This window comes from Streptomyces sp. NPDC003248 (genome assembly GCF_055563235.1).
Map to the genome: position 1 here is coordinate 380,308 of NZ_JBVHDT010000004.1, position 23,831 is coordinate 404,138.

At 72.9% G+C, this 23,831-nt stretch carries 21 protein-coding genes and 2 tRNA genes; 8 read left to right on the forward strand and 15 right to left on the reverse strand.

Going from position 1 to position 23,831, the window contains the following annotated elements; translation table 11 throughout:
• The first annotated feature begins 196 nt into the window (after positions 1–196).
• The gene (locus ACZ3KJ_RS13360) at positions 197–1,159 is read left to right on the forward strand and encodes a GlxA family transcriptional regulator (protein ID WP_467526655.1); all 963 of its coding nucleotides are present in this window, start codon (positions 197–199) and stop codon (positions 1,157–1,159) included.
• 22 nt (positions 1,160–1,181) lie between these two features.
• Here the strand turns inward: ACZ3KJ_RS13360 and ACZ3KJ_RS13365 are convergent, their stop codons facing one another.
• The 10 genes from ACZ3KJ_RS13365 to ACZ3KJ_RS13410 all read right to left on the reverse strand — a co-directional run bounded on the left by ACZ3KJ_RS13365 (position 1,182) and on the right by ACZ3KJ_RS13410 (position 11,447).
• Positions 1,182–2,552: a bifunctional albaflavenone monooxygenase/terpene synthase gene (locus ACZ3KJ_RS13365; protein WP_467526656.1), complete on the reverse strand. Its 1,371-nt coding sequence runs from the start codon at positions 2,550–2,552 to the stop codon at positions 1,182–1,184.
• Entirely contained in the window at positions 2,549–3,658 is a 1,110-nt protein-coding gene (gene cyc1 / locus ACZ3KJ_RS13370) for an epi-isozizaene synthase (RefSeq protein WP_467526658.1), read from the reverse strand. The genes ACZ3KJ_RS13365 and cyc1 overlap by 4 nt, the downstream gene beginning before the upstream one ends.
• Before the next feature lie 279 nt (positions 3,659–3,937).
• On the reverse strand, positions 3,938–4,588 hold the full coding sequence (gene def / locus ACZ3KJ_RS13375; protein ID WP_467526659.1) for a peptide deformylase: 651 nt from the start codon (positions 4,586–4,588) through the stop codon (positions 3,938–3,940).
• Between the two features lie 149 nt (positions 4,589–4,737).
• On the reverse strand, positions 4,738–5,718 hold the full coding sequence (locus tag ACZ3KJ_RS13380; protein WP_467526830.1) for a tetratricopeptide repeat protein: 981 nt from the start codon (positions 5,716–5,718) through the stop codon (positions 4,738–4,740).
• A gap of 170 nt (positions 5,719–5,888) precedes the next feature.
• Positions 5,889–7,157: an HD-GYP domain-containing protein gene (locus tag ACZ3KJ_RS13385; protein WP_467526661.1), complete on the reverse strand. Its 1,269-nt coding sequence runs from the start codon at positions 7,155–7,157 to the stop codon at positions 5,889–5,891.
• Positions 7,154–8,461 (reverse strand): HD-GYP domain-containing protein, encoded by a 1,308-nt coding sequence (locus tag ACZ3KJ_RS13390; protein WP_467526663.1) that lies wholly within the window; start codon positions 8,459–8,461, stop codon positions 7,154–7,156. The genes ACZ3KJ_RS13385 and ACZ3KJ_RS13390 overlap by 4 nt, the downstream gene beginning before the upstream one ends.
• Before the next feature lie 178 nt (positions 8,462–8,639).
• The gene (gene rsrA, locus ACZ3KJ_RS13395; protein ID WP_467526665.1) at positions 8,640–8,942 is read right to left on the reverse strand and encodes a mycothiol system anti-sigma-R factor; all 303 of its coding nucleotides are present in this window, start codon (positions 8,940–8,942) and stop codon (positions 8,640–8,642) included.
• On the reverse strand, positions 8,939–9,634 hold the full coding sequence (gene sigR, locus ACZ3KJ_RS13400) for an RNA polymerase sigma factor SigR (RefSeq protein ID WP_389514428.1): 696 nt from the start codon (positions 9,632–9,634) through the stop codon (positions 8,939–8,941). The genes rsrA and sigR overlap by 4 nt, the downstream gene beginning before the upstream one ends.
• 311 nt (positions 9,635–9,945) lie before the next feature.
• On the reverse strand, positions 9,946–10,575 hold the full coding sequence (locus ACZ3KJ_RS13405; protein ID WP_467526832.1) for an alpha/beta hydrolase family protein: 630 nt from the start codon (positions 10,573–10,575) through the stop codon (positions 9,946–9,948).
• 56 nt (positions 10,576–10,631) lie between these two features.
• A complete protein-coding gene (locus ACZ3KJ_RS13410; RefSeq protein WP_467526667.1) occupies positions 10,632–11,447 on the reverse strand; it encodes an SOS response-associated peptidase in 816 nt (271 codons plus the stop codon).
• 264 nt (positions 11,448–11,711) lie between these two features.
• On the opposite strand from ACZ3KJ_RS13410, the gene ACZ3KJ_RS13415 reads away from it, so the two are divergent.
• The 4 genes from ACZ3KJ_RS13415 to ACZ3KJ_RS13430 all read left to right on the forward strand — a co-directional run bounded on the left by ACZ3KJ_RS13415 (position 11,712) and on the right by ACZ3KJ_RS13430 (position 15,462).
• Positions 11,712–12,434 (forward strand): M50 family metallopeptidase, encoded by a 723-nt coding sequence (locus ACZ3KJ_RS13415; protein WP_389514066.1) that lies wholly within the window; start codon positions 11,712–11,714, stop codon positions 12,432–12,434.
• A 265-nt stretch (positions 12,435–12,699) separates the two neighbouring features.
• Entirely contained in the window at positions 12,700–14,040 is a 1,341-nt protein-coding gene (gene aroA, locus ACZ3KJ_RS13420) for a 3-phosphoshikimate 1-carboxyvinyltransferase (protein WP_467526669.1), read from the forward strand.
• A gap of 11 nt (positions 14,041–14,051) precedes the next feature.
• Positions 14,052–15,062: a ribosome small subunit-dependent GTPase A gene (gene rsgA / locus ACZ3KJ_RS13425; protein WP_467526671.1), complete on the forward strand. Its 1,011-nt coding sequence runs from the start codon at positions 14,052–14,054 to the stop codon at positions 15,060–15,062.
• Between the two features lie 76 nt (positions 15,063–15,138).
• A complete protein-coding gene (locus tag ACZ3KJ_RS13430; protein WP_397959525.1) occupies positions 15,139–15,462 on the forward strand; it encodes a DMT family transporter in 324 nt (107 codons plus the stop codon).
• Between the two features lie 86 nt (positions 15,463–15,548).
• Here ACZ3KJ_RS13430 and ACZ3KJ_RS13435 read toward each other — a convergent pair whose 3' ends face one another.
• Complete coding sequence (locus tag ACZ3KJ_RS13435) at positions 15,549–16,160, reverse strand: TetR/AcrR family transcriptional regulator (RefSeq protein WP_467526674.1); 612 nt, start codon at positions 16,158–16,160, stop codon at positions 15,549–15,551.
• A 487-nt stretch (positions 16,161–16,647) separates the two neighbouring features.
• Here ACZ3KJ_RS13435 and hisN point away from each other — a divergent pair, with 487 nt between their 5' ends.
• Positions 16,648–17,448, forward strand: a complete 801-nt coding sequence (hisN, locus tag ACZ3KJ_RS13440) for a histidinol-phosphatase (RefSeq protein ID WP_467526676.1) — start codon at positions 16,648–16,650, stop codon at positions 17,446–17,448.
• Positions 17,449–17,607: 159 nt separating this feature from the next.
• Positions 17,608–18,000, forward strand: a complete 393-nt coding sequence (locus tag ACZ3KJ_RS13445) for a CBS domain-containing protein (RefSeq protein ID WP_389514057.1) — start codon at positions 17,608–17,610, stop codon at positions 17,998–18,000.
• Positions 18,001–18,106: 106 nt separating this feature from the next.
• On the opposite strand, the gene katG is transcribed toward ACZ3KJ_RS13445, so the two are convergent.
• Positions 18,107–20,341: a catalase/peroxidase HPI gene (gene katG, locus ACZ3KJ_RS13450; RefSeq protein ID WP_467526679.1), complete on the reverse strand. Its 2,235-nt coding sequence runs from the start codon at positions 20,339–20,341 to the stop codon at positions 18,107–18,109.
• A 256-nt stretch (positions 20,342–20,597) separates the two neighbouring features.
• Here katG and ACZ3KJ_RS13455 point away from each other — a divergent pair, with 256 nt between their 5' ends.
• Positions 20,598–21,014: a Fur family transcriptional regulator gene (locus tag ACZ3KJ_RS13455; protein ID WP_467526681.1), complete on the forward strand. Its 417-nt coding sequence runs from the start codon at positions 20,598–20,600 to the stop codon at positions 21,012–21,014.
• Positions 21,015–21,278: 264 nt separating this feature from the next.
• Here ACZ3KJ_RS13455 and ACZ3KJ_RS13460 read toward each other — a convergent pair.
• From ACZ3KJ_RS13460 to ACZ3KJ_RS13470, 3 genes are all read right to left on the reverse strand, one after another.
• Positions 21,279–21,352, reverse strand: a tRNA-Met gene (locus ACZ3KJ_RS13460).
• 361 nt (positions 21,353–21,713) lie between these two features.
• Entirely contained in the window at positions 21,714–23,543 is a 1,830-nt protein-coding gene (locus tag ACZ3KJ_RS13465; protein ID WP_467526683.1) for a tetratricopeptide repeat protein, read from the reverse strand.
• Positions 23,544–23,751: 208 nt separating this feature from the next.
• Positions 23,752–23,825: transfer RNA gene (locus ACZ3KJ_RS13470), tRNA-Met, on the reverse strand.
• Between the last annotated feature and the right edge of the window lie 6 nt (positions 23,826–23,831).

Below are 23,831 nucleotides of genomic sequence, written 5' to 3' on the forward strand. Positions count from 1 at the left end.
GTTGACGGTCGATCCGGCGTTCGCGGGCCAGTCCCACGAGCGCCGGACCCGCGAGGAGGAGGAAGAGAACCAGGACCGTGAGGTAGGAGCCGAGTGCGTTCATGGGGGTAAGCATCGTGCGCCCGTGACGCTCATGGCAGTGGCAGGACTGCCGTACACCTTCAAAATCCTGCCACTCGCACGGCACACTGGCGGCATGCTGGAGAACGTGGTCGCGGTCGTCCTCGACGGTGTGCACCCCTTCGAACTCGGTGTGGTGTGCGAGGTGTTCGGCCTCGACCGCAGTGACGAGGGGCTGCCGGTGTACGACTTCGCGGTCGCCTCCGGGGAGGGGTCCGTGCTGACCACCCCCGCGGGCTTCGGGGTGCGCACGGAGCACGGCCTGGAACGCCTGGAGAGCGCCGACCTGATCGCCGTGCCGGCCGGGGAGGCGTACCTGACACGCGACTACCCGCCCGAGCTGCTCGACGCGCTGCGGCGGGCCGTGGACCGCGGGACGCGGGTGCTGAGCGTCTGTTCCGGGGTGTTCGTGCTGGGCGCGGCGGGGCTGCTGGACGGGCGGCGCTGCGCGGCGCACTGGCGGCACGCGGAGCAGCTCGCCCGGCGGTACCCGCGGACGAGCGTCGAGCCGGACGTCCTCTACGTCGACGACGACCCCGTGATCACGTCGGCCGGCACGGCCGCCGGGATCGACGCCTGTCTGCACCTGGTGCGCAAGGAGCAGGGGCCCGAGGTCGCCAACCGGATCGCCCGGCGGATGGTCGTACCGCCGCACCGGGACGGCGGCCAGGCCCAGTACGTCGAGCGGCCGCTGCCCCGGTCGCGGTGCGACACGGTGGGCGAGGTGCTCGCCTGGATGGAGCGGCACCTGGACCGGGAGGTCACCGTCGAGCAGCTCGCGGCCCGGGCGCACATGGCGCCGCGCACCTTCGCCCGCCGCTTCCAGCAGGAGACCGGCACCACCCCCTACCGCTGGCTCCTGCGCCAGCGCGTCCTGCTCGCCCAGCACCTGCTGGAGACGACGGACGAGACGGTCGACGCGATCGCCGGGCGCGCCGGTTTCGGGACGGCGGCGGCGCTGCGGCACCAGTTCGTGCGGGCGCTGGACACCACCCCGAACGCCTACCGGCGCACGTTCCGCGGGCCTTCGGCCGCCTGACCGTACGCCGGAGGCGCACCGGTCAGCGGGGTACCGGCGTCAGCAGCAGCCGCTTCGGGCGCAGGGTGATGCCCACCCGGGTCGCGGCGTCGGAGCCGGCGACCTGCTCGAAGCGGAACGTGCCCGCGAGCACCGCCGTGACCAGGGTGAGCAGGGCCATGGAGAAGTGGTCGCCGGGGCACTGGCGCTTGCCCACCCCGAAGGGGCGCATGGCGTACTTCGGCACCTCGCCCGACCGCTCGGGGAGCCAGCGGTCGGGGTCGAAGTCCAGGTGCCGCGGGAAGGAACGAGGGTCGCGCTGGAGCGCGTACGGGCTGTACACGATGTCGGCACCGGCCGGAATGCGATACCCGCCGAGTTCGGTGTCGGTGACCGCCCGCCGCATCAGAATCCATACGGCGGGGCGCATGCGCATGGCTTCCACGACGACGTTGTTGGTGTGCGCCAGCTTGCGCACGTCCTCGAATGCGACGGGCCGCCCCCCGGTTACGGCCTCGACCTCGTCCCGCACTTTGTCGGCGTGTTCCGGGTGGTCGGCGAGGACCAGCAGCAGAGACATGATCGTGGCCGCGACGGTTTCGCTGCCGGGGGTGAGTATCGCGACGACCTGATCGTGGATCTCCTGTTCCCCGATGGGGTCGCCATTGTCGTCCTTCGCTTCCAGCAATGCGGTCAGCAAATCGTCCGGCCTTTGACCGGATGCCCGGCGTTCGGTGATGATCTCGTCGACCAGGAGGTGCAAATCGGCCAGGGCCCGGTTGAATTCGCGGTTGGCCGGAAGCGGTAGTTTGTACAGCGGCCCGAGCGGTACCACCATGCGCTGGTACATCCCTTGGAACACGCTGGCGAGGGCGGTGCACAGCCGCTCCGCGCGTTCGTCGATGAACCGGCCGCGCAGCAGGCAGCGGGCGGCGACGCGGACCGCGATGCGGAACGCCTCCGAGGTGCAGTCGATCGTCCGGCCGTCCTTCCAGCGCTCGGCGAGCGCGTGCGTCTCCTCCTCCATGATCGGCCCGTAGGCCGGGATGGCGTCGAGCCGGAACGCGGGCTGGATGGTGCGTCGCTGGCGCCGGTGCAGCGGCCCGTTGGCGGTGGCCACGCCCTCCTTGCCGAGCAGGCCCTCCAGGGACTCCCACAGGGGTCCGGCGATGATGTAGTCGGGGTCGAGGGCCAGTTCCCCGGTGAGGCCGGGGTCGGTGACGGCGTAGACCGTCTTGGGGCCGAGCTTGATGCGGACGACGTCGCCGTGGTCGCTCAGCCGGGTCATGAAGGCCAGCGGACCCCTGGCGAGCCGCCAGCCGTGGCCGAGAAGCGGAATCCCGCCGCCGGCCAGGGGCGGCTCTCGCAGTTCCGGGGCGCCGGGCGTCGCGGGTTTCACCGACTCGACGGTCATTTCTCACCTGCCGGTTCGTTGCTGACGTACGGAGGGGTGGACCGGTCGTCCCAGCTGTCGACCCGGTAGCGGCCCGACTCGTGGTGGAACCAGTAGACGGAGCTGAACCAGTTGCGCATGTTCGCGAGACAGGCACCGACGGCGGTGCTCAACTGCTTTCCGTGGACCGTCCCGTCGTCGATCCGGTCGGCCAGCCGCAGTACGTCCTGCTCCACGGCCAGGAACTCCGATATGCATCGCTCGATGCGCCGCCGCACTTCCTCCACGGCTTCTTCCAGGCTCATTCCCTCATGGGTGACGAGACTGATTCCGAGATTGTGCACCTCATCGCCCGCTATTTCCTTGGGGAGCGAGCAGAGGTCGTTGTACCAGGCGGCGAATTCCTGGCTCAGCAGGGCCGCCCGCCGATAGGCCGGGTGTTTTCGTATCGGTTCCGGTATTTCGTGTCCCGCGCTCAGTTCCAGCAGATCCGTCCAGACCCAGTGGGCGAAGGTGAGCCGGCGCAGCGCGAGATACTCCTCGACGGCCGGGACCCGTCCTTCGACGCGGTTGCGGAATTCCCGGTCGTAGGCCTCGATGACGGCGTGGAAGTGCCGGGCGAACCGGGCGTTCCAGGTGCCGGGGAGGAAGGAGAACAGCCGGCCCACGCTGTCCGCCAGCCCGGCGACCAGCGGATCCTCATGGCGCAGGTGGTCGTCCGGCGCGTCCAGCGCCGCGTGCAGGCGCGCCCTCAGCCTCCGCCAGTCGCCGGCCCGGCCGTGCACGACGTCGCGGTCGTGCCGGTCGTCCCAGACGAAGAACCACGCGCTGTAGTCGGCGATGGCCTGGAGCGCCTCCTCGGAGGCGCCGAGGTAGTACCCCGCCATCAGGTCGGTGTAGCACAGGCCGTCGGCATATTCCGCGACCTTGTCGGCCGGCATGAGCCGCTTTTCCCGCAGCCAGGAGCGCGTCTTCTCCTGCAACCGGGGCCAATACGGGTGCAGTTGCCGGGGAAACACCGCCTCGATGACCGGGAGGGAGAGCGTGGGCGGGACCGCGACCGCGGTCACCGTCGCCGTGGTGCTGCATATGGTGCTGTATGTGGTGCTGTATGGGAAAGCTGGCACGAACAACCCCTCTCAGCCGCCGGTGCGCACACCTCTCCCGCCATGCCGGGCGTGCGCCGTTGCGTATCCCCGCTCATCCCATTCAGCCCTACGACTGACCGCTCTGGGAACGGATTTGCTGCATTCACTCCCTCAACCTGACGAGAATCCCCCGCCGCATGACCGATTGCGGATCAGTAGATGTGCAGCAGCGATCGAACGTGCGTCGGACACACGAACGACGCCTGGCCGGGGGGAATCCCGGCCAGGCGTCTGGGGTGCGGAAGCGTGGAGCGCGGCTCAGTCGTTGGCGACCACGGGGTAGCGAGGCTCGTTCTCGGCCATCTGCCGCAGCGCGTCCTTGCGTTCGCGCTTGGAGAGGCGGTCGATGTACAGGTACCCGTAGAGGTGGTCGGTCTCGTGCTGCAAACACCGTGCGAAGTATCCGGTGCCGCGCACCCTGATCGGGTTGCCCTTCTCGTCCTGCCCGGTCACCTCGGCGTAGTCCGGCCGCGCGAGCGGCGCGTACGCGGTCGGCACCGACAGGCAGCCCTCGTTGCTGTCGTCCAGCCGGCGCCGGTCGGCGGGCAGTTCGACGAGCTTGGGGTTGCACACCACACCGACGTGCCGCACGCCCTCGTCGTCGGGGCAGTCGTAGACGAAGACCTTGAGGTCGACGCCGATCTGGTTGGCGGCCAGGCCCACGCCCTCGGCGGTGCGCTGGCTGGCGAACATGTCGTCCACCAGCTTCGACAGCTCGTCGTCGAACTCGGTGACGTCCTTGCACTCCTTGTGCAGGACGGGGTTGCCGACGACGGTGATCGGCCGCGAGGTGCCGCGCTCACGGTACGCCCGCTCCCGCTCCTCGGTGTCCTGGGTGTCGATGACGAAGCCCTCGTCGTCCACGGGGAGCACGCCCGCGTGCTGCTGATCGGTGTCCTGCTGCGCCATGACCGACGATGCCTTCCTCAAAACGGGGGGTGAAGTTGCGGATACAGGGTACGGGGACGCGCCCGGAAGGGGCGCGCGGCCGTGTCCGGCGTGCGGTTCCGCCGCGCGGGCGCGACCGGCGGTGACGGGCCGGCCGCCGGGAGCCGGCCTCAGCAGACCTCTTCGAGATCACGCCAATCCCTGGAGTCCGGGCTGTCGGCGACCCACCCGTCCAGCAGGCCCCGCACCAGAGACGCCGGCGCGGCCACCCCGCACTCCCGCTCCGGCACCCACAACTGCCCGTCGGTACGGTGCCCGAGCGGCCCGGGATGCCCCGGTTCGCTGTGGTCGTGCGGGTCCAGGTGCTCGCCGTCGCCCTCGTCGGAGGGCATCCGCGACTCCGAGCACATCCGGCACAGCAGCCGCACCGACGACGACCAGTCCTCGGCGGCGAACCCCGCGTCGCCGGCGAGCTGTTCCAGCGCGTCCCGGTCGGACTCGGTGGCGGCCTCCAGCAGGACCACCCAGGTCGGCACCGGGGACGGCGCCCACAGCTCGATCTCGTCGAAGACGGGGTAGGCGTGCCCGGCGGACGTGGTCCGCTCGCCGTGCGGCACCCCGTCGTGCAGGACGACCTCGCCCCAGCGCCGCCCGGACGACGGCAGCGGGATCGACAGCACCTCCATCCGGGCCGGGTCCAGCCGCCGCCCCCACACCACCTCGGCCTCCCCCTCCGGGGACAGCCGTACGGCGGCGCTGCCCAGGTCCATGCCGAGGGGCTCGCCGACGACGGTGGCACCACCCGGCACGTTCAGCCCGTAGGCCTGCCAGGCGCGGCGGGCCAGCGGCCAGTCCTGGAGGGCGGTCGCCGCGATGCCGACGTTCCACCAGTCGGGGGCGCCGCTCTCCCGGTCGAGGAGGGCGACCGCGCGCAGTCCGGCGGTGCGGGCCTGCTCCCAGTCGTGCCGGAACTTGTGCAGCAGGGCCAGGTTGAACCAGGACTCGGACAGCCAGGGCTCCAGATCGGCGGCACGTGTCAGCAGCGCCCCCGCGTCCTCGTACCGGCCGTCGCCGATCAGGGTGAACGCGCGGTCGGTGGCCTGCCGCCAGGAGGCGGAGGGCCGGTGCCGTCCCTTGCCGAAGATCCTCACGATTCCCGCCTGCCAGTGCCGTGGTGTGGGCTGGCCGGTGCCCCCGGACACCCTCTCCCTCGCATCCAACCACGTGTGGCTGGAAGGTCGCTCATTACCCATGGGTTACCCACCGGCGGGGAGGTCAGACCGTCCCGGCCGGCGCCCGCGGGCCCTGCCGGCCGAGGCGTTCACCCGCCGCGCCCCTGATCGCCCAGTACCCGGGCGAGCGCCTCCACCACCTCCGGAGCGTAGTGCGTCCCCGTCCCCAGCCGCAGCTCCTCCAGCGCGGTGAGCGGTCCGCCGGGGCCGGCGTCGCGCACCTTCTCCTCGTAGGCGTTCACCACCCGCACGATCCGGGCGGCGACCGGCTGCTCGGGGTAGGGGTCGGCCTGCCGCTCCACGACCGCCGCGACCTGCCCGTCCGCCCCGGTCTGCCGGACGACGGCCCCGCCCAGCAGCGCGATCCGCCGCTGCTCCGCGGCCGGCAGCCCGGCCGTGGCCCCCGCCGGGACCGGGTCGACCAGGCTGAGCTGGCCGATGTCGTGCATCAGCGCGGCGTACTCCAGCACCGTGAGCTCGGGCTCCGTCAGCCCCAGGTCCCGGCCCACGGCCTGGCTGAGGGCGGCGACCCGGCGGGCGTGCCCGGCGGGGGTGTACCCGGCGATCTCGGTGGCGCGGGCGAGGGAGGCGATGGTCTGCCGGTAGGTGGCGCGGACGGCGGCGTACCGGCGCAGGGAGTGCTGGGTGAGCAGCAGCGGCACCGAGAACACGGGCAGCGCCCACAGTCCGACCACGGCCACCGCGAGCGCCATCACCGCGCCCGTCGCGCACACGGCCGACCCGATCCCGGGCACCGACCGCAGCTCGTCGCGGAGCAGCGGGGCGAACGGCCAGCGGGTGCGGGAGTGCGCGAGCGCGGCCGCGACCACCGCGTCGCACAGCACGGTCAGGACGAGCAGCGCGAGCAGCAGCAGGGCGTACGCCGGGCCGCTCCAGGGGTCGAACACGCCGTGGTGGTAAAGGGGCTGGAAGCACACGGCGGTGAAGCCGACGGCCAGGACGCGGCGCGCCAGATGGTCCAGGACGGGCCCGTCCCCGCGCGCGAGGTGCGGCACGCTGCCGAGCAGGGAGGCGGCGAACACGACGGAGACGACCTGCGCGACCCCGTGGTGCGAGGCCTGCCCGGCGTACTCGCCGAGCAGCGCGTACGACAGCGCCCCGGCGGCCCCGAGGGGCGCGGCCTCGCGCGGCGCGGGCCCGCCCCTCGGGGCCGCCCCGCCCGGGGACGGGAGGAGCCGGGCGGGTGGGAGGGTCAGCTCGCCGACGGCGACGAGGACCCCGAAGGCGAGCGCGACGGGCCGCTCCTCGACGCCCGAGCGGAGGGTGACCAGGAGGGAGCCGGCGACGAGGACGGCGGCGCTGCCGTGCAGGGCGACCAGGGGGCGGCGGGAGGTCATCGGCGCGCTCCGGACCCGCCGTGGACGGGGGCGGGGGGCGGCGCCGTGGGCCGGGGCTCGTCGGCCGTGACCACGGGCCGCCATCCCTCCCGGCCGATCACCCGGGCCAGCGCGGTCACCATCCGGGGGTCGAACTGGGAGCCCGAGCACCGCTGGAGCTCCTCCAGGGCCACCGCCACCGGACGCGCCCTGCTGTAGGACCGGGTGGAGGTCATCGCGTCGAAGGCGTCGGCGACCGCCACCACCCGGGCGCACTCCGGGATCTGGCTGCCCACCAGCCCGTAGGGGTAGCCGCTGCCGTCGACCCGCTCGTGGTGGTGGAGGATCGCCGAGCGGGCCTCGCCGAGGAAGGAGATGCCCCGGGTGATCTCGTGCCCGTACTCCGGGTGCAGTTCGATCACCCGCCGTTCCTCGGGTGTCAGCGGCCCGTCCTTGCGCAGCAGCCGGGTGGGGACGCCGAGCTTGCCGACGTCGTGCAGGATGCCGGCGAAGCGGAGCACCTCGACCCGCCCCTCGTCCATGCCCAGCTCGCGCGCGATCATCATGGAGGCCTGTCCGACCCGCTCGCTGTGACCGCGGGTGTACCCGTCCTTGATGTCGACGGCCTGCACCAGCGCCCGGATCGTGGCCTGATGGGCGGCCCGTTCCCGGTGGTACTGGGCGAACATCCACCAGGAGACGGCCATCGGGAAGAGCACGAGCAGTGCGGCGACCGGCCCGTAGGGGCTGTGCCAGAGGACGGCCATCATCAGCCCGGCCAGCCCGTGCACCGCGACGGGGCCGAGCGACCCCAGGAACAGTCCGCGCCACACCCGGGTCGGCGGCAGCCCCTCGGCCAGCGCCAGGATCGTTCCGTCGAGCGCGGCGAGCACCCCGCAGAACACCAGGACGGCGGCCCCGGCCGGCAGGAACACCTGGGGGACGTCGGAGGTCTCGACGGCGTGCCGCGCGTCCAGCGCGCCGTGCACATGGGCGGCCGCCCACACGGCGATCGCCAGGTGGGCGGCACGGCAGATCCGCCGCGGCAGGCGGGGCCGCTGCTCGACGGCGGAGAGCAGCGCGCCGGGCAGCGGCACGAGCGCGGCGGCGTACGGCGGCAGCAGGAAGGCCCCGGCGAGCAGCACGGGGTAGAAGGTGCCGGCGAAGCGGCGGCGGGCGATCCGCTCACCGCCCGCGTACAGGGCGGCGAGCAGCGGGACCGCCCACCAGGGGGCGCGCACCGACGGCAGCGGCAGCAGACAGGGCAGCGCGCCGAGGGTGACGGAGACGACGTACACCCGCGCCCGCGCCGGGATCTCTCCCATGCCACCCTCCCCCCGGCCACGCCTCCCACAGGCTCCGGTTCAGGTTCCGGAGCCTAGGGTGGCGGGGGGTGGCTCTGCGGGCGTATCACCCGCGGATTAGCACATTCGGGTGACGGCCCTGCGGGGTCGCCGTCAGGTTTCCTGCGGGTTCGCCGTCAGGAGCCCTGCGGGGTGGCCGTCAGGATTCCTGCGGGGTGGCCGTCACGTCGTGCTCGGGCACGGCCTGTCCCCTACGGAGCAGGTCCAGCCGGCCCATGACCTTGGAGCGCAGGTCGGAGGGCACGTCGTCATGGCCGCAGCAGCGCTTGACGAGCTTCTTCACCGCCTCTTCGAGCCCGTACTTCTCCAGGCACGGCGAGCACTCGCTGAAGTGCTGCTTGAACTTGTCGCGATCGACGTCCGGCATCTCACTGTCGAGGAACTCGTAGAGATGGTCGAGGACCTCACTGCAGTCCGTCTCGTGCGGCTCTCCGCAGCTCATGAGCCCGAGCCTTTCGCTTCGTCCGACTTGCCGGCGCCGGCCGGCACCAGCCCGCGCTCTCGGGCGTAGTCCTCGAGCATGCCGCGCAGCTGCCGGCGGCCCCGGTGCAGCCGGGACATCACCGTACCGATGGGTGTCCCCATGATGTCCGCGATCTCCTTGTACGCAAAGCCCTCGACATCGGCGAGGTACACGGCGATGCGGAATTCCTCGGGAATGGCCTGGAGCGCCGCCTTCACGTCCGAGTCGGGCAGGTGGTCCAGCGCCTGCGACTCGGCCGAGCGCAGACCGGTCGACATGTGCGACTCGGCGCGCGCCAGCTGCCAGTCCTCGATCTCCTCGGCCGCGCTGCGCTGGGGTTCACGCTGCTTCTTGCGGTACGAGTTGATGAACGTGTTGGTGAGGATCCGGTACAACCAGGCCTTGAGGTTGGTGCCCTCGCGGAACTGGTGGAAGGACGCGTACGCCTTGGCGTACGTCTCCTGCACCAGGTCCTCGGCGTCGGCCGGGTTGCGCGTCATGCGCAGCGCGGCCGAATACATCTGGTCGAGGAACTCGAGCGCGTCCCGCTCGAAGCGCGCGCTGCGCTCCGCGGTCGACTCCGTGCCCGGTTCCACGCCTGTGCCCTGGCCCTCGGGCAGCTCCGCCTGGCCGTTGTCGGTCCCTGCGTCGGTACCGGTGACCGGACCCACCTCCTCAAGATCGCGGGCGGGACCGACACCGGCCCCACTCGATTCGGAGGATAGACGACGACCGGTGCCTGCCGCCGCTCCGAAAGGAGTGGTCTTGGCCGCGTGCAGCACCGTCCAGTCCAGATCCGGGCGGCTGCTGCGGCTCGAATCGGGCTGTCCCGGGCGCAGCCCGTCCACCGGGTGGTGGTGGGCGGCGGGCGGGCAGATGGTCGAACCCATGCGGCGGACTTCCTCTCCCACGACGTCGGTGCTGCGTGTTCAGCACTTCTGTCCGCGTCAACAGCGTCCCGGCCCCCCGCATTCCCGGCCCGTCACCCCAGGCTCGCGGCCCACCGGACGACGGCGGAGGTGACGGTTTCCAGAGCCTGCTCCTGGCTGATCCCCGCCCGTTTGGGCACCGCCAGGCCGTGATCGCCGTGGGGCACCTCGACGAGTTCGTACGGCCCCTCGGGGAACTCCTCGGGCCTGCCGAACGGGTCGTTGCCGCCCTGGACCACCAGGGTGGGCACCCCGGCGCCGAGGAGTTCGGCGGCGCGGGACCTCTCCGGCCGGCCCGGCGGGTGCAGCGGGAAGCCGAGCGCGAGCACGGCGTGGGCGCCGAGTTCGGCGGCGGTCCGGCAGGCCACGCGCGCGCCCGCCGACCGTCCGCCGGAGATCACCGGCAGCCCTGCCTTCGCGACGGCCGGCCAGATCCCTCGCCAGCCGACGTCGAGCGTCTTCGGCGCGGGCGCCACCTTCTTGCCGGCCACCCGCCAGGGCTGCTCGACGAGGGCCACGGTCACGCCGTGCGCGGGGAGGGCGGCGGCGAGCGCCCGGAGGTCACGGGCCTCGATGCCGCCGCCGGCGCCGTGGCTCACCGCCAGCAGCAGCCGCGCCTTCCCGGCCCGGTGCCAGGTGATGCGCGCGTCCCCCGCGTCGGTGGGGATGGTCTCGGTCGTCACAGTCACATCACAAGAGTGTGCCCTCCTCGGGTCACAGGAGTGGTGCCCTCCTCGGGTCAGAAGAGTGTGCCCTCCTCGGGCCCCTCCAGCTCCTTCAGCAGCTCCGCGCCGTTGTTGCGGACGTTGCTGACGGCCGTGGACACCGGGTAGGCGCGCATCAGACCCGCCGGCGGCGGCTCCAGCAGGGGGCGCAGGTCCTCGACGTCGGTGCGCGCCGGGTCCAGCCAGGCGTCCCAGCGGTCGGGGGTGAGCATCAGGGGCATCCGGGGGTGGATGTCGGCGAGCGCGTGCGGGCCGTCGGCCGGGGCCACGGCGAGCGGGGCCGTCTCCGCCTCGGTGGTGATCACCGAGCAGGTCACCCACCAGGCCCGGGGGTGGTCGTCGGGCAGGGTGCGGTCGCGCCAGAACTCGTACAGCCCGGCCATCGCGAACACCGAGCCGTCGGCCGGGAGCACGAAGTACGGCTGCTTGCGGGGCCGCTTCTTCTTGCCCTCGACCTCCAGCTCCCGCTCCTGCCGGCCGGTGACCCACTCGTAATAGCCGTCGGCGGGCAGGATGCAGCGCCGGGCGGCGAAGGCACGGCGGTACGACGGCTTCTCGTGGACGGTCTCCGCACGGGCGTTGATCATCCGGGCGCCGCCCTCGGGCGACGTGGCCCAGGAGGGCACGAGCCCCCACTTCAGCTTGCGCAGCTGGCGAACCGGCCGCCGGTCGCCGGCGTCCTTCAAGGGACGGTCCAGGACGGCGTGGACCTCCTTGGTGGGCGCCACGTTGTAGTCGGGGGCCAGGGACTCCTCGGGCTCCCACTTCTCGATTTCAAAGATTCCTGCGAGATCCTCGGGCCTGCGACTCGCTGCATACCGTCCGCACATACGTGCCACACTGCCAGGCTCACCCGCCCCCCGGCCACCGCCCCCGGGCCGGGAGCGGGGCGCCGGGGCGCCGGGAGCCCGGGTGCCGGGGCACCGGACGCCGGGCGCTGGGACCCGTCGGCGCACCGGACCACCGACCCCAGACACCCGACACCGCCGACAGCGCCGACAGCGCCGAGACCCACCGACACCGACACCGACACCGCCGGCCCCCGTCGACACAGGACGGGGCCGGCACAAGACGAGAGGGAGCCACCGGGACACATGGACAGCTCCGCCGCCACCGCGCTGCCCGACCTCTGGGACCGTCTCACGGGAACCCAGCCCGACCCCGACCTGTGGGTGGTGCTGGCCACCGTGGTGGCGGCCCTCGCCGTAGTGGTGCCGCACACCTTGTGGCGCATATCGCGCAACGCGATCACCATCGCCCACGAGGGCGGCCACGGCCTGGTCGCCCTGCTCACCGGCCGCACGCTCACCGGCATCCGGCTGCACTCCGACACCAGCGGCCTGACCGTCAGCCGGGGCAAGCCGCACGGCCTCGGCATGATCCTCACCGCGGCCGCCGGCTACACCGCCCCTCCCCTGCTCGGACTGGGCGGCGCGGCCCTGCTCGGCGCCGGTCGCATCACGCTGCTGCTGTGGCTGGCGACCGCGCTGCTGATCGCCATGCTGGTCATGATCCGCAACGCGTACGGCGCCCTGACGGTGATCCTCACGGGCGGCGCCTTCCTGCTGGTCTCCTGGCTGACCGGCCCCCAGGTGCAGGCGGCGTTCGCGTACGCGGTGGTGTGGTTCCTGCTGCTGGGCGGGGTGCGCCCGGCGTTCGAACTCCAGGCGAAGCGGTCGCGGGGCGGGGCGGGCGACTCGGACGCGGACCAGCTCGCGCGCCTGACGCACGTACCGGCGGGGCTGTGGCTGTTCCTCTTCCACGCGGTGAGCCTGTGCTCCCTGATGGGGGGCGGGCGGTGGCTGTTGGGGTGGTGAGGGAGCTCCGGGGAGCCGCCCGACGGGGGCAGGCTTCCGGAGGCGTCCCCGCGGGGGCGCCGGGGCGGTGGTGACACGCGCCCGCCCCGGATGCGCGGGGGGCGCCAGGCCGTGCAGGGGCCGTGGCCAGGAGCGCCGGTCAACGGGGCGTCCGCGCGGGCGCGGGGGCACGGGGCCGCGGGGTGCGACCGGCGTCCCCGCCGCGGGGCGGCACCGGCCACAACGGCGCCGCACCCGGATCCCGCCCTGCTTATAGAGTGGTCGCATGCCGGAAAACCCCGCCCACACCGCCCTCTGGCCCGCCCCGCACGCGAGCGGAGCCGTCGACGCGACGGTCCACGTGCCGGGGTCCAAGTCGGTCACCAACCGCGCTCTCGTCCTCGCCGCCCTCGCTTCCGAGCCGTGCTGGCTGCGCCGTCCCCTCCGCTCCCGCGACACCCTGCTGATGGCGGACGCGCTGCGGGCGATGGGCGTGGGCATCGAGGAGACGGTGTCGTCGAGCTCCACCGTGGCGGGCGGTCCCGAGAGCGGCGGTGAGGCGTGGCGGGTGCTGCCCGCGGGGCTGCGCGGCCCGGCCACGGTCGACGTCGGCAACGCCGGCACGGTGATGCGGTTCCTGCCGCCGGTGGCCGCGCTCGCCGACGGCCCGGTCCGCTTCGACGGCGACCCCCGGTCGTACGAACGTCCCCTGAACGGCGTCATCGACGCGCTGCGGGTGCTCGGCGCCCGGATCGACGACGACGGCCGGGGCACGCTGCCGCTGACGGTGCACGGCGGGGGCGCGCTGGACGGCGGTCCGGTGGAGATCGACGCGTCCTCGTCGTCGCAGTTCGTCTCCGCCCTGCTGCTGTCCGGCCCGCGCTTCAACCAGGGCGTCGAGGTCCGCCACACCGGCTCGACGCTCCCCTCCCTGCCGCACATCCGGATGACGGTGGACATGCTGCGCGCGGTCGGCGCCCAGGTGGACACCCCGGAGTCGGGCGGCGAGCCGAACGTCTGGCGGGTCACGCCGGGCGCGCTGCTCGGCCGGGACCTGACGATCGAGCCGGACCTGTCCAACGCGCAGCCGTTCCTCGCGGCGGCGCTGATCACCGGCGGCAGGGTCGTCATCCCCGACTGGCCCGCGCGCACCACCCAGCCGGGCGACCGGCTGCGTGAGATCTTCACCGAGATGGGCGGTTCCTGCGAGCTGACCGAGTACGGCCTGGTGTTCACCGGTTCGGGCGCGGTGCACGGCGTCGACGTCGACCTCGGCGACGTCGGGGAACTGACCCCGGGCATCGCCGCGGTCGCCGCCCTCGCGGACTCCCCCTCCACCCTGCGGGGCGTGGCCCACCTGCGGCTGCACGAGACGGACCGGCTGGCCGCGCTCACCAAGGAGATCAACGAGCTCGGCGGGGACGTGACGGAGACGGCCGACGGACTGCACATCCGCCCGCGCCCCCTGCACGGCGGGGTCTTCCACACCTACGACGACCACCGCATGGCCACGGCCGGCGCGGTGATCGGGCTGGCGGTCGAGGGCGTGCGGATCGAGAACGTGGCGACGACGGCGAAGACCTTGCCGGACTTCCCGGAGCTGTGGACCGGGATGCTCGGGGCCTAGGGACTTTCGCCATGCGCCGCTACGGGAAGCACACCGACGAGGACGACATCCGCAGCCGCCCCAACCGCAAGGGCAACCGGCCGCGCACGCACATCCGGCCCAAGCACGAGGACGCGGCCGAGGGCATGGTCCTCACCGTCGACCGCGGCCGTCTGACCTGCCTGGTGGACGGCCGGATCGTGATGGCCATGAAGGCCCGCGAGCTCGGCCGCAAGGCGGCGATCGTGGGCGACCGCGTCGCCCTCGTCGGCGACCTCTCCGGGACGAAGGACACCCTCGCGCGCATCGTCCGCATCACGGAGCGCACCTCGGTGCTGCGCCGCACCGCGGACGACGACGACCCCTACGAGCGGGTGGTGGTCGCCAACGCCGACCAGCTGGCGATCGTCACGGCCCTGGCCGACCCCGAGCCCCGGCCCCGGCTGATCGACCGCTGCCTGGTGGCGGCCTACGACGGCGGCCTGGAACCCTTGCTGGTCATGACGAAGTCGGACCTGGCCCCGCCGGACAAGCTGCTGGAGCTGTACGGCGACCTCGACATCCCCTACGTCGTCACCAGCCGCGGGGAACTGGAGAACGGCGACGCGGCGGACCGGGTGCGCGAGCACCTCACCGGGCGGATCACGGCGTTCGTCGGCCACTCCGGCGTCGGCAAGACGACCCTGGTCAACGCGCTGGTCCCGGAGGAACGGCGTCGGCTGACCGGCCATGTGAACGCGGTGACCGGCCGCGGCCGGCACACCACGACCTCGGCCCTGGCCCTCCCCCTGGCGGGCACGGACGACTGGGTGATCGACACCCCGGGCGTGCGCTCCTTCGGTCTCGCCCACATCGACCCGTCCCGGGTGATCCACGCCTTCCCCGACCTGGAGCCGGGCACGGCGGGCTGCCCGCGCGCGTGCAGTCACGACGAACCGGACTGCGCGCTGGACGCCTGGGTGGCCGAGGGGCACGCCGACCCGGCGCGGCTGTACTCGCTGCGCCGGCTGCTGTCCACGCGGGAGCGCACGGAAGGCGACTGACCTCCACGTTGTTTGTCGGTGCGTGAGTCCGGTAAGTGCATAATCGCACCGAGCCGCACATACGGGAGGACACCACATGGCGTGGCTGCTGGTCATCGTCGCGGGACTGCTCGAGACCGGCTTCGCCGTCTGCCTGAAGCTGTCGCACGGTTTCACCCGGCTGTGGCCGACGATCGCCTTCTGCGTCTTCGCCCTCGGCAGCTTCGGCCTGCTGACCCTCTCCCTCAAGAAACTCGACGTGGGCCCCGCGTACGCCGTCTGGACCGGCATCGGCGCGGCCGGCACCGCGATCTACGGGATGATCTTCCTGGGCGACCTGGTGTCGGTCCTGAAGATCGTCTCGATCAGCCTGGTGATCATCGGGGTGATCGGACTCCAGCTGTCGGGGTCGGCGCACTAGGAAATGGGGTCGGGGGCGGTGGTGGCCGGGGGCGGTGGTCGCGGGTGGGCGGGTGGTGGCCGGTGGGCCGCTCGTGGTCGATACAGCTAGCCGGTGGGCCGGCGGTGCAGGGCGCCGCGGACCAGGTCGGCGACCCCGCCCTCGCCGGGGGGCGCGGCCACGCAGGACAGCGCGAGGCGCAGGGCCAGCTCGCAGGAGCGGGCGACTTCCGTGGTGTCCGGCGTCGCTCCGGGGCCGCCGGCGAGCACGGCCACGGCCCGGTCGCGGACGGTCGTCACGAGCTCGCCGGGCGAGGGCAGCGGCCCGTCCGCCCGCCGCTGCGCCGGTACGGAGGTGGAGGACGGCACGGCCGAGAGCGTCGGTGACGGCAGACGCTCGCTCCAGCAACCGGTGAGCATGGCCCGCACGAGCGCGTTGCCCCGGGCGGCCGACGCCGTCCACTCGGCGGCCGCGGTCAGCCGGTCCCGGGTGTCCCCGTGACCGGCCAGCGCCCGCTCGACCCCGGCGAGGTACCCGTCGGCCTCCCGCCTGACCAGCGCCCTGGCCAGCCCGTCCTTGCTCCCGAACTCGTTGTACAGCGTCTGCCGCGACACCCCGGCCGCGGCGGCGACGTCGACCATCCGCACGGCGGCCCACGGCCGGCGCGTGACGGCCGTGAAGGCGGCGTCGAGCAGGGATTCCCGGGCTGCCGGCATCATCGCCTCCCTGGGGCGAGCGACTCTGCGCCCAGATTTGACGGGCCTGTGCGCACTGTCAAGGGTTCGCGGAGGGGCAGGGGTCCGACGGCGGCCGGCCGGGTCGGTGCGTGCGATCGGCTGGGTCCGGTGCGTGCGATCGGCTGGGGCCGGTGCGTGCGATCGGCTGGGGCCGGTGCGTGCGATCGGCTGGGGCCGGTGCGTGCGATCGGCTGGGGCCGGTGCGGATCGGACGGGTGGGGTGCGGGCAAGCTGGGACCGGTACAGCCCGCCTGGGGCCGGTGCGGCCCGGCAGGGTCCGACGCAGTCGGCCGGGTCCGATCCGGGCCGGCCGGATCCCCTGCGGACCAGCCGGGTCCCATCCGGGGCGGCCAGGTCCGATCCGGGCCGGCCGGGTCCGATGCGGTCAGCCGGACCCGTCCGGTGCGTCGGGCCGCGCCGGTCCAACCCCCCGTGGCCCCGCCCCCACCCCGGCGGATACCGTTTCCCCATGCCGGACTACCTCGACGACCTCCGCCTCGCGCACGTCCTCGCGGACGCCGCCGACGCCGCGACCATGGCCCGCTTCAAGGCCCTCGACCTCAAGGTCGAGACGAAACCGGACATGACGCCGGTGAGCGAGGCGGACAAGGCCGCCGAGGAGGTCGTCCGCGGCCACCTCCAGCGCGCCCGCCCCCGCGACGCGATCCTCGGCGAGGAGTACGGCGTGGAGGGCACCGGCCCCCGCCGCTGGGTGATCGACCCGATCGACGGCACCAAGAACTACGTCCGCGGCGTCCCCGTCTGGGCCACCCTGATCTCCCTGATGGAGGCGGCGGAGGGCGGCTACGAGCCCGTCGTCGGCGTCGTCTCCGCCCCCGCCCTGGGCCGCCGCTGGTGGGCCGCGAAGGGACACGGCGCGTACACCGGCCGCAGCCTCTCCTCCGCCACGCGGCTGCACGTCTCACGCGTCGCGGAGCTGCCGGACGCCTCCTTCGCGTACTCCTCGCTGAGCGGCTGGGAGGAGCAGGGCCGGCTCGACGGCTTCCTGGACCTCACCCGCGCGGTGTGGCGCACGCGCGCGTACGGCGACTTCTGGCCGTACATGATGGTCGCCGAGGGCGCCGTGGACATCTGCGCCGAACCGGAGCTCTCCCTCTGGGACATGGCCGCCAACGCGATCGTCGTCACGGAGGCCGGCGGCACCTTCACCGGCCTCGACGGCCGTCCGGGGCCGCACGGCGGCGACGCGGCCGCGTCCAACGGCCTGCTCCACGACGAGCTGCTGGGGTATCTCGGCCGGCGCGCCTAAAACCTCACAGATGAGCGTGTGCGCCCTCAATTGGCCGCGCACGCCCTCTTGTTGACCCGCGCTTTACCTGAGACGCTGAGGCCACCCCCGCATTGTGAACTTGTGAATCGCTGCACCGTCCCGGTGGTCGCAGCGCTTCCAGGAGGTGACCCGGAACCCATGCTCGTCCGCGACGCCATGAGCACACTGGTCCTCACCATCGGCCCCGCCCACACCCTCCGCCAGGCCGCCGCCCTGATGTCCGCCCGCCGCGTCGGCGCGGCCGTGGTCCACGACCCGGACGCCGGCGGCATCGGCATCCTCACCGAACGCGACATCCTCAACTCCGTCGGCCTGGGGCAGGACCCGGACACCGAGCCCGCCCACGCCCACACCACCACCGCCGTCGTCTTCGCCACCCCGGTCTGGACCCTGGAGGAGGCGGCCCGCGCCATGACGCACGGCGGCTTCCGGCACCTCGTCGTCCTCGACCGCGGCGAGCCGGCCGGCATCGTCTCGGTCCGCGACATCATCCGCTGCTGGCTGCCGGCACGGCAGCAGGTACCGGCCTGAGGACGGGCGCGCACGCACACGGGAACGGGCCGGACCCCCGAAGGGAATCCGGCCCGTCGCTCACCTCACGCCCGGACGAGCCCCACGCTCAGGCGGGGCCCCCGGCTCAGACCAGGTCGAACCGGTCCGCGTTCGTGACCTTGACCCACGCGGAGACGAAGTCCTTCACGAACTTCTCCTTCGCGTCGTCGCTCGCGTAGACCTCGGCGAGCGCGCGCAGCTCGGAGTTCGAGCCGAAGACCAGGTCGGCACGGGTGCCGGTCCACTTGACCTCGCCGGTGGCGGAGTCGCTGCCGACGAACACGGTCTGGTCGTCGGTCGTCGACGTCCAGCTCGTGCCCAGGTCGAGCAGGTTGACGAAGAAGTCGTTCGTCAGGACGCCCGGCGTCTCGGTGAAGACGCCGTGCTTCGTCTGCTGGTAGTTCGCGCCCAGGACGCGCAGACCGCCGACGAGGACCGTCATCTCGGGAGCGCTGAGGTTCAGCAGGTTGGCCTTGTCGACCAGCAGGTACTCGGCCGGCAGGCGCTGGCCCTTGCCGACGTAGTTGCGGAACCCGTCGGCCTTCGGCTCGAGCGCGGCGAACGACTCGACGTCCGTCTGCTCCTGCGTGGCGTCCACCCGGCCCGGCGTGAACGGCACCTCGATGTCGAAGCCGGCGTCCTTGGCGGCCTTCTCGACACCCACCGCACCGGCGAGCACGATCAGGTCGGCCAGCGAGACCTGCTTGCCGGCGCTCTGGGCGGCGGCGTTGAAGGACTCCTGGACGCCTTCCAGGGTGCGCAGCACCGACCGCAGGCGGTCGGGCTCGTTGACCTCCCAGCCGATCTGCGGCTCGAGGCGGATGCGGGCGCCGTTGGCACCGCCGCGCTTGTCGCTGCCGCGGAAGGAGGAGGCCGACGCCCAGGCGGTGGACACCAGCTCGGACACCGTGAGGCCCGACTCGGCGATCTTGGCCTTGAGGGCGGCGATGTCACCGGCGTCGATCAGCTCGCCCGTGCGCTCCGGCAGCGGGTCCTGCCAGATCAGCGTCTCGGAGGGGACCTCCGGGCCGAGGTAGCGCACGACCGGGCCCATGTCACGGTGGGTCAGCTTGAACCAGGCCCGCGCGAAGGCGTCCGCGAACTCGTCCGGGTTCTCCAGGAAGCGCCGCGAGATCTGCTCGTACGCCGGGTCGAACCGGAGCGACAGGTCGGTCGTGAGCATCGTCGGGGCGTGGCTCTTCGACGGGTCGTGGGCGTCGGGGATGGTGCCCGCGCCGGCCCCGTCCTTGGCGACCCACTGGTGGGCGCCGGCCGGGCTCTTGGTCAGCTCCCACTCGTAACCGAAGAGGTTCTTGAAGAAGCCGTGGCCCCACTGGGTCGGCGTGCTGGTCCAGGTGACCTCGAGGCCACTGGTGATGGTGTCGCCGCCCTTGCCGGTGCCGAAGGTGCTCTTCCAGCCCAGACCCTGGTCCTCGATGGAGGCGGCCTCGGGGTCGTTGCCGACGTGGTCGGCCGGGCCCGCGCCGTGGGTCTTGCCGAAGGTGTGGCCACCCGCGATCAGGGCGACCGTCTCCTCGTCGTTCATCGCCATCCGGCGGAACGTCTCGCGGATGTCGCGGGCCGCGGCGATCGGGTCCGGGTTGCCGTTGGGGCCCTCGGGGTTGACGTAGATCAGACCCATCTGGACGGCGCCGAGGGGCTCCTCCAGCTCACGGTCGCCCGTGTAGCGCTGGTCGTCGAGCCAGACCGTCTCGGGACCCCAGTACACGTCCTCGTCGGCCTCCCACACGTCCGCGCGGCCACCGGCGAAGCCGAAGGTCTCGAAGCCCATCGTCTCCAGGGCGACGTTGCCGGCGAGGATCAGGAGGTCGGCCCAGGAGAGGTTCTGGCCGTACTTCTTCTTGACCGGCCACAGCAGACGGCGGGCCTTGTCGAGGTTGGCGTTGTCCGGCCAGCTGTTCAGCGGCGCGAAGCGCTGCTGACCGGCGCCGGCGCCGCCGCGGCCGTCGCTGATGCGGTAGGTGCCCGCGCTGTGCCAGGCCATACGGACGATCAGCGGGCCGTAGTTGCCGAAGTCGGCCGGCCACCAGTCCTGGGAGGTGGTCAGAACCTCCGCGATGTCCTGCTTCACGGCCGGGAGGTCCAGGGCCTTGAAGGCCTCGGCGTAGTCGAACTCCTCACCCAGCGGGTTGGCGACGGCCGGGTTCTTGGCGAGGATCTTCAGGTTGAGGCGCTCCGGCCACCACTGGCGGTTGCCGCCGCCCTGAGTGGGGTGCGCGGCGCGCCCGTGCGCGACCGGGCACTTCCCTGCTTCCGCCGGCTTGTCATCAGTGACGATCGCGTCATGGTTCTCGGTCATGGGGGTAATCCTTTAGAGGGCTGGGCGGATCACGGAACTCAGGAACTGCGGCGGTGGAACGGGCCGGGGCGCGCACCTGCGCCCCGGAGCTTCGCTCTGGGCACCTACGTCACTTCTGCCTGGTCCTGGCTTCTGCCGCTTCCTGTCGCTTGGCCGAAGCCGAGGTCGATCCTACAATGGACAATGTCTAAGTCAAGCAACGCTCCAAAGTCACACCCATTCGGGACCTGGTCCCCCTGCTGTTAGGCTGAAACGTATGAGTGACCTTCTGGAACGGCTGCGCGGCCGCGGATGGCGGATGACCGCGCAGCGGCGCGTCGTGGCCGAGGTCCTCGACGGCGAACACGTCCACCTGACGGCCGACGAGGTGCACGCACGGGCCGTGGCCAAGCTGCCCGAGATCTCGCGGGCGACCGTCTACAACACGCTGGGTGAGCTGGTGACGCTCGGCGAGGTGCTCGAGGTCGCCACCGACAAGCGCGCCAAGCGGTACGACCCGAACGCCCACCGCCCGCACCACCACCTGGTGTGCGCGCAGTGCGGCGCGATCCGGGACGTGCACCCGAGCGGCAACCCGCTGGCGGACCTCCCCGACTCCGAGCGCTTCGGCTTCACCGTCTCGGACGTCGAAGTGACCTACCGCGGCATATGCCCGAACTGCGCGGGGGCGTAGGACGGCCGCTTCGCGCGAGGGCGCAGGACGGCCGGCACAGCAGCGGCCAGGACTCCCGCAAGCCCCGGCACCCCACCACGGGGGCCGGGGCTTCCGTCTGTCCGAGGACGGCTGCGGCTTCCGCCGGGTGCGGCAGGCGGGGGGGGGGAGTGCCGGGTGCGGCAGGCGGGCGGCGGTGAGGCTCGCGCACGACCACGCGCCGACCAGGCAGCGACTATGCACCGAGGGCCGGAACCCTTTCGGATTCCGGCCCTCGGCCTTCAGTAGCGGGGACAGGATTTGAACCTGCGACCTCTGGGTTATGAGCCCAGCGAGCTACCGAGCTGCTCCACCCCGCGTCGATGAATGCAACGTTACGTCAACACGGCGGCAAGAAGCAAATGAGTACCGGGGGACCCGCCACGCGACCTCGGTCACACAGGAGGAGGCCTCCCCGGCGAGACTCCTCCGGGGACCTCTACGCCCCCGCTCTAGGGCCTGTTGTGAAAGTCCCGTCGTCCGCCCGGAGGGCGGGCCTGGCGGCGTCAGGTGCGTGCTCTGGGGGTCCCCCGGCCGAAGGCTGGGGGAGTGCCGGCCCCTGGCCCTCGTACTGGATGTACTTGGGTCAGGGGCCGGTGCGGCGAGTGGGGGTCCCCCCCGGCCGGAGGCTGGGGGAGCGTGCATGGCGTCGCCAGGCAGGCGGGACTTTCACAACAGGCCCTAGGCCGACAGTTCCTCGCGCAGCGCGTCCCGCAGCCGTGCGGCGCGTTCGGCCACCTCCCGGGGCCCCAGCGACACCGCCCGGTCCGCCCACCGCTGCCCCTCCGCGAGCTCTCCACGACGCGCGTAGACCAGGGCGAGGCGCAACGCCGCCCGACCGTGGCCGGCGTCGGCGGCCCGCGCCCACCACACCGCCGCCTCCGGTTCGCTGCCCTCCCGCGCCAGCAGCAGGCCCAGGTTGAAGGCGCCGTTGCGCGACCCGGCCTCGGCGGCCGCCCGGTACCAGCGCGCCGCCTCCGGCACGTCGCCCCGCGCGGCGGCCAGCATGCCCACCCGCACCTGCGCCCGCCGGTGCCCCTGGCAGGCCGCCCGCTCGTACCACTCCTCGCACTCGGTCTTCTCGTGCACGGACTCACCGAGCTCGTGCGCGGGCGTCGGCGGACGGCGCGCGTCGAGCACGGTCGCGAGCCGGTACGCCCCCTCCGCGCTGCCGCCGCCGGCCGCGCATCGCAGGTGCCGTTCGGCGTCGGATTCGTCGCCGACCCGCAGCCGGGCGATCCCGACCTGCAGCGCGGCCTCGGTGTGCCCGGCCGCCGCCGCCCGCTCGTACCAGCGCAGCGCCAGGGCGTCCTCGCCCCGTCCCGCGAACAGGATGCCCAGGTTGAAGGCGGCGTCGACGCTGCCGGCCTCGGCGGCCTTGGAGAACCAGGGCTCGGCTCCGGCCGTGTCCCCGCCCTGGAGCAGCAGGACGGCGAGCGCGTTGGAGGCCTCCCGGTGCCCGGCGTAGGCGGCGCGCCGGTACCACTGCTCGGCCTGTGCGGTACGGCCCTGCTCGGCGCAGAGCAGGCCGAGGTTGTAGGCGCCGTTGTCGTCCCCGGCGTCCATGGCGGCCCGGTACCAGCGCTCGGCGGTCTGGGTCTGGCCCCGCTCGGCGTACAGCGCGCCCAGCGCGTTCGCCGCGTTGCCGTCACCGTCCTGCGCGGCCCGCAGCCACCACACGGCGGCGTTCTCGGTGTCGCCGGCGTCACGCAGCAGGAACCCGAGCGCGCAGGCCGCCCGCGGCTCGCCGTCCTTGGCGGACGTCAGGTACCAGCGCCCGGCCTCCTGGATGTCGCCCCGCTGCTCCAGGATCGCCCCGAGGTGCAGGGCGGCCCGCCGGTGGCCGCGCGCGGCGGCCTGCCGGTACCACTGTTCCGCCTCCGCCGCCGCGGAGACGCCGGGGTCGCCGCCGGAGTCCTGGGCCCCCCGCCGGTCGAGGGCGCGGGCCAGCCGGTACGCCGCCTCCCGGTGCCCCCGCTCCGCCGCGGCCCGCATCCACCGCTCGGCTCCCCGGTCCCCGCGGTGCTCCAGCAGATCGGCGAGGGCGTACGCGCCGAGCACGTGCCCCTGTTCGGCGGACTGGCGCAGCCAGTACTCGGCCGCGGGCTCGTCCCCGCGCTCACGGTGGTGTCGGCCCAGCGCGTGCGCGGCGGCCGCGGAGCCGGCGACGGCGGCGACCCGCCACCATCCGGCGGCGTCGTCGGCGTAGCCGCGCTGGTGGAGGAGGACGCCCAGGTTGTTGGCGGCGGCCCGGTCGCCGCCCGCGGTGGCGGCACGCAGATGGGGCTCGGCACCGTCGAGATCGCCGCGGCGCAGCAGCATGGCCCCGAGGACGCTCATCGCCTCGACGTCGCCGGCCTCGGCGGCCATCCGTCGGCGGGCCTCCTCTACGGCCTCCCCCGTCTCGTCCCGGCTGTCGTCCGGAGCCTCGCCCGGGGTCGCTTCCTGAGTGGAAGGCTGCACAAACCGCCCTGTCTCGAACAGAGTTGCCTTGTCCCCCATAACGTCCATCGTCGCACCACCTGCACCCCGGGTACACCTCGTATGCCGCAGCCCGTGAGGTCACTTCAGCGTTTTGTCGACATGCCCACAGAGAGACAAGTCAAACACAGATCGCCCAACTCCCCGAGGCGGCGCGACGATCCCCGGGGCGAGCACATGCGTTCGCACACACCACGAAGGCCCGGATCCTTTTCAGGATCCGGGCCTTCGGTTTCAGTAGCGGGGACAGGATTTGAACCTGCGACCTCTGGGTTATGAGCCCAGCGAGCTACCGAGCTGCTCCACCCCGCGTCGTGT

Bases quoted from the DNA above. Each gene is read 5' to 3' on its own strand.
- ACZ3KJ_RS13360 (WP_467526655.1), top strand. From the start codon at position 197: ATGCTGGAGAACGTGGTCGCGGTCGTCCTCGACGGTGTGCACCCCTTC.
- ACZ3KJ_RS13365 (WP_467526656.1), bottom strand. From the start codon at position 2,552: ATGACCGTCGAGTCGGTGAAACCCGCGACGCCCGGCGCCCCGGAACTG.
- def (WP_467526659.1), bottom strand. From the start codon at position 4,588: ATGGCGCAGCAGGACACCGATCAGCAGCACGCGGGCGTGCTCCCCGTG.
- ACZ3KJ_RS13385 (WP_467526661.1), bottom strand. From the start codon at position 7,157: ATGACCTCCCGCCGCCCCCTGGTCGCCCTGCACGGCAGCGCCGCCGTC.
- ACZ3KJ_RS13390 (WP_467526663.1), bottom strand. From the start codon at position 8,461: ATGGGAGAGATCCCGGCGCGGGCGCGGGTGTACGTCGTCTCCGTCACC.
- rsrA (WP_467526665.1), bottom strand. From the start codon at position 8,942: ATGAGCTGCGGAGAGCCGCACGAGACGGACTGCAGTGAGGTCCTCGAC.
- ACZ3KJ_RS13410 (WP_467526667.1), bottom strand. From the start codon at position 11,447: ATGTGCGGACGGTATGCAGCGAGTCGCAGGCCCGAGGATCTCGCAGGA.
- ACZ3KJ_RS13415 (WP_389514066.1), top strand. From the start codon at position 11,712: ATGGACAGCTCCGCCGCCACCGCGCTGCCCGACCTCTGGGACCGTCTC.
- aroA (WP_467526669.1), top strand. From the start codon at position 12,700: ATGCCGGAAAACCCCGCCCACACCGCCCTCTGGCCCGCCCCGCACGCG.
- rsgA (WP_467526671.1), top strand. From the start codon at position 14,052: ATGCGCCGCTACGGGAAGCACACCGACGAGGACGACATCCGCAGCCGC.
- ACZ3KJ_RS13430 (WP_397959525.1), top strand. From the start codon at position 15,139: ATGGCGTGGCTGCTGGTCATCGTCGCGGGACTGCTCGAGACCGGCTTC.
- ACZ3KJ_RS13435 (WP_467526674.1), bottom strand. From the start codon at position 16,160: ATGATGCCGGCAGCCCGGGAATCCCTGCTCGACGCCGCCTTCACGGCC.
- hisN (WP_467526676.1), top strand. From the start codon at position 16,648: ATGCCGGACTACCTCGACGACCTCCGCCTCGCGCACGTCCTCGCGGAC.
- ACZ3KJ_RS13445 (WP_389514057.1), top strand. From the start codon at position 17,608: ATGCTCGTCCGCGACGCCATGAGCACACTGGTCCTCACCATCGGCCCC.
- katG (WP_467526679.1), bottom strand. From the start codon at position 20,341: ATGACCGAGAACCATGACGCGATCGTCACTGATGACAAGCCGGCGGAA.
- ACZ3KJ_RS13455 (WP_467526681.1), top strand. From the start codon at position 20,598: ATGAGTGACCTTCTGGAACGGCTGCGCGGCCGCGGATGGCGGATGACC.
- ACZ3KJ_RS13465 (WP_467526683.1), bottom strand. From the start codon at position 23,543: ATGGACGTTATGGGGGACAAGGCAACTCTGTTCGAGACAGGGCGGTTT.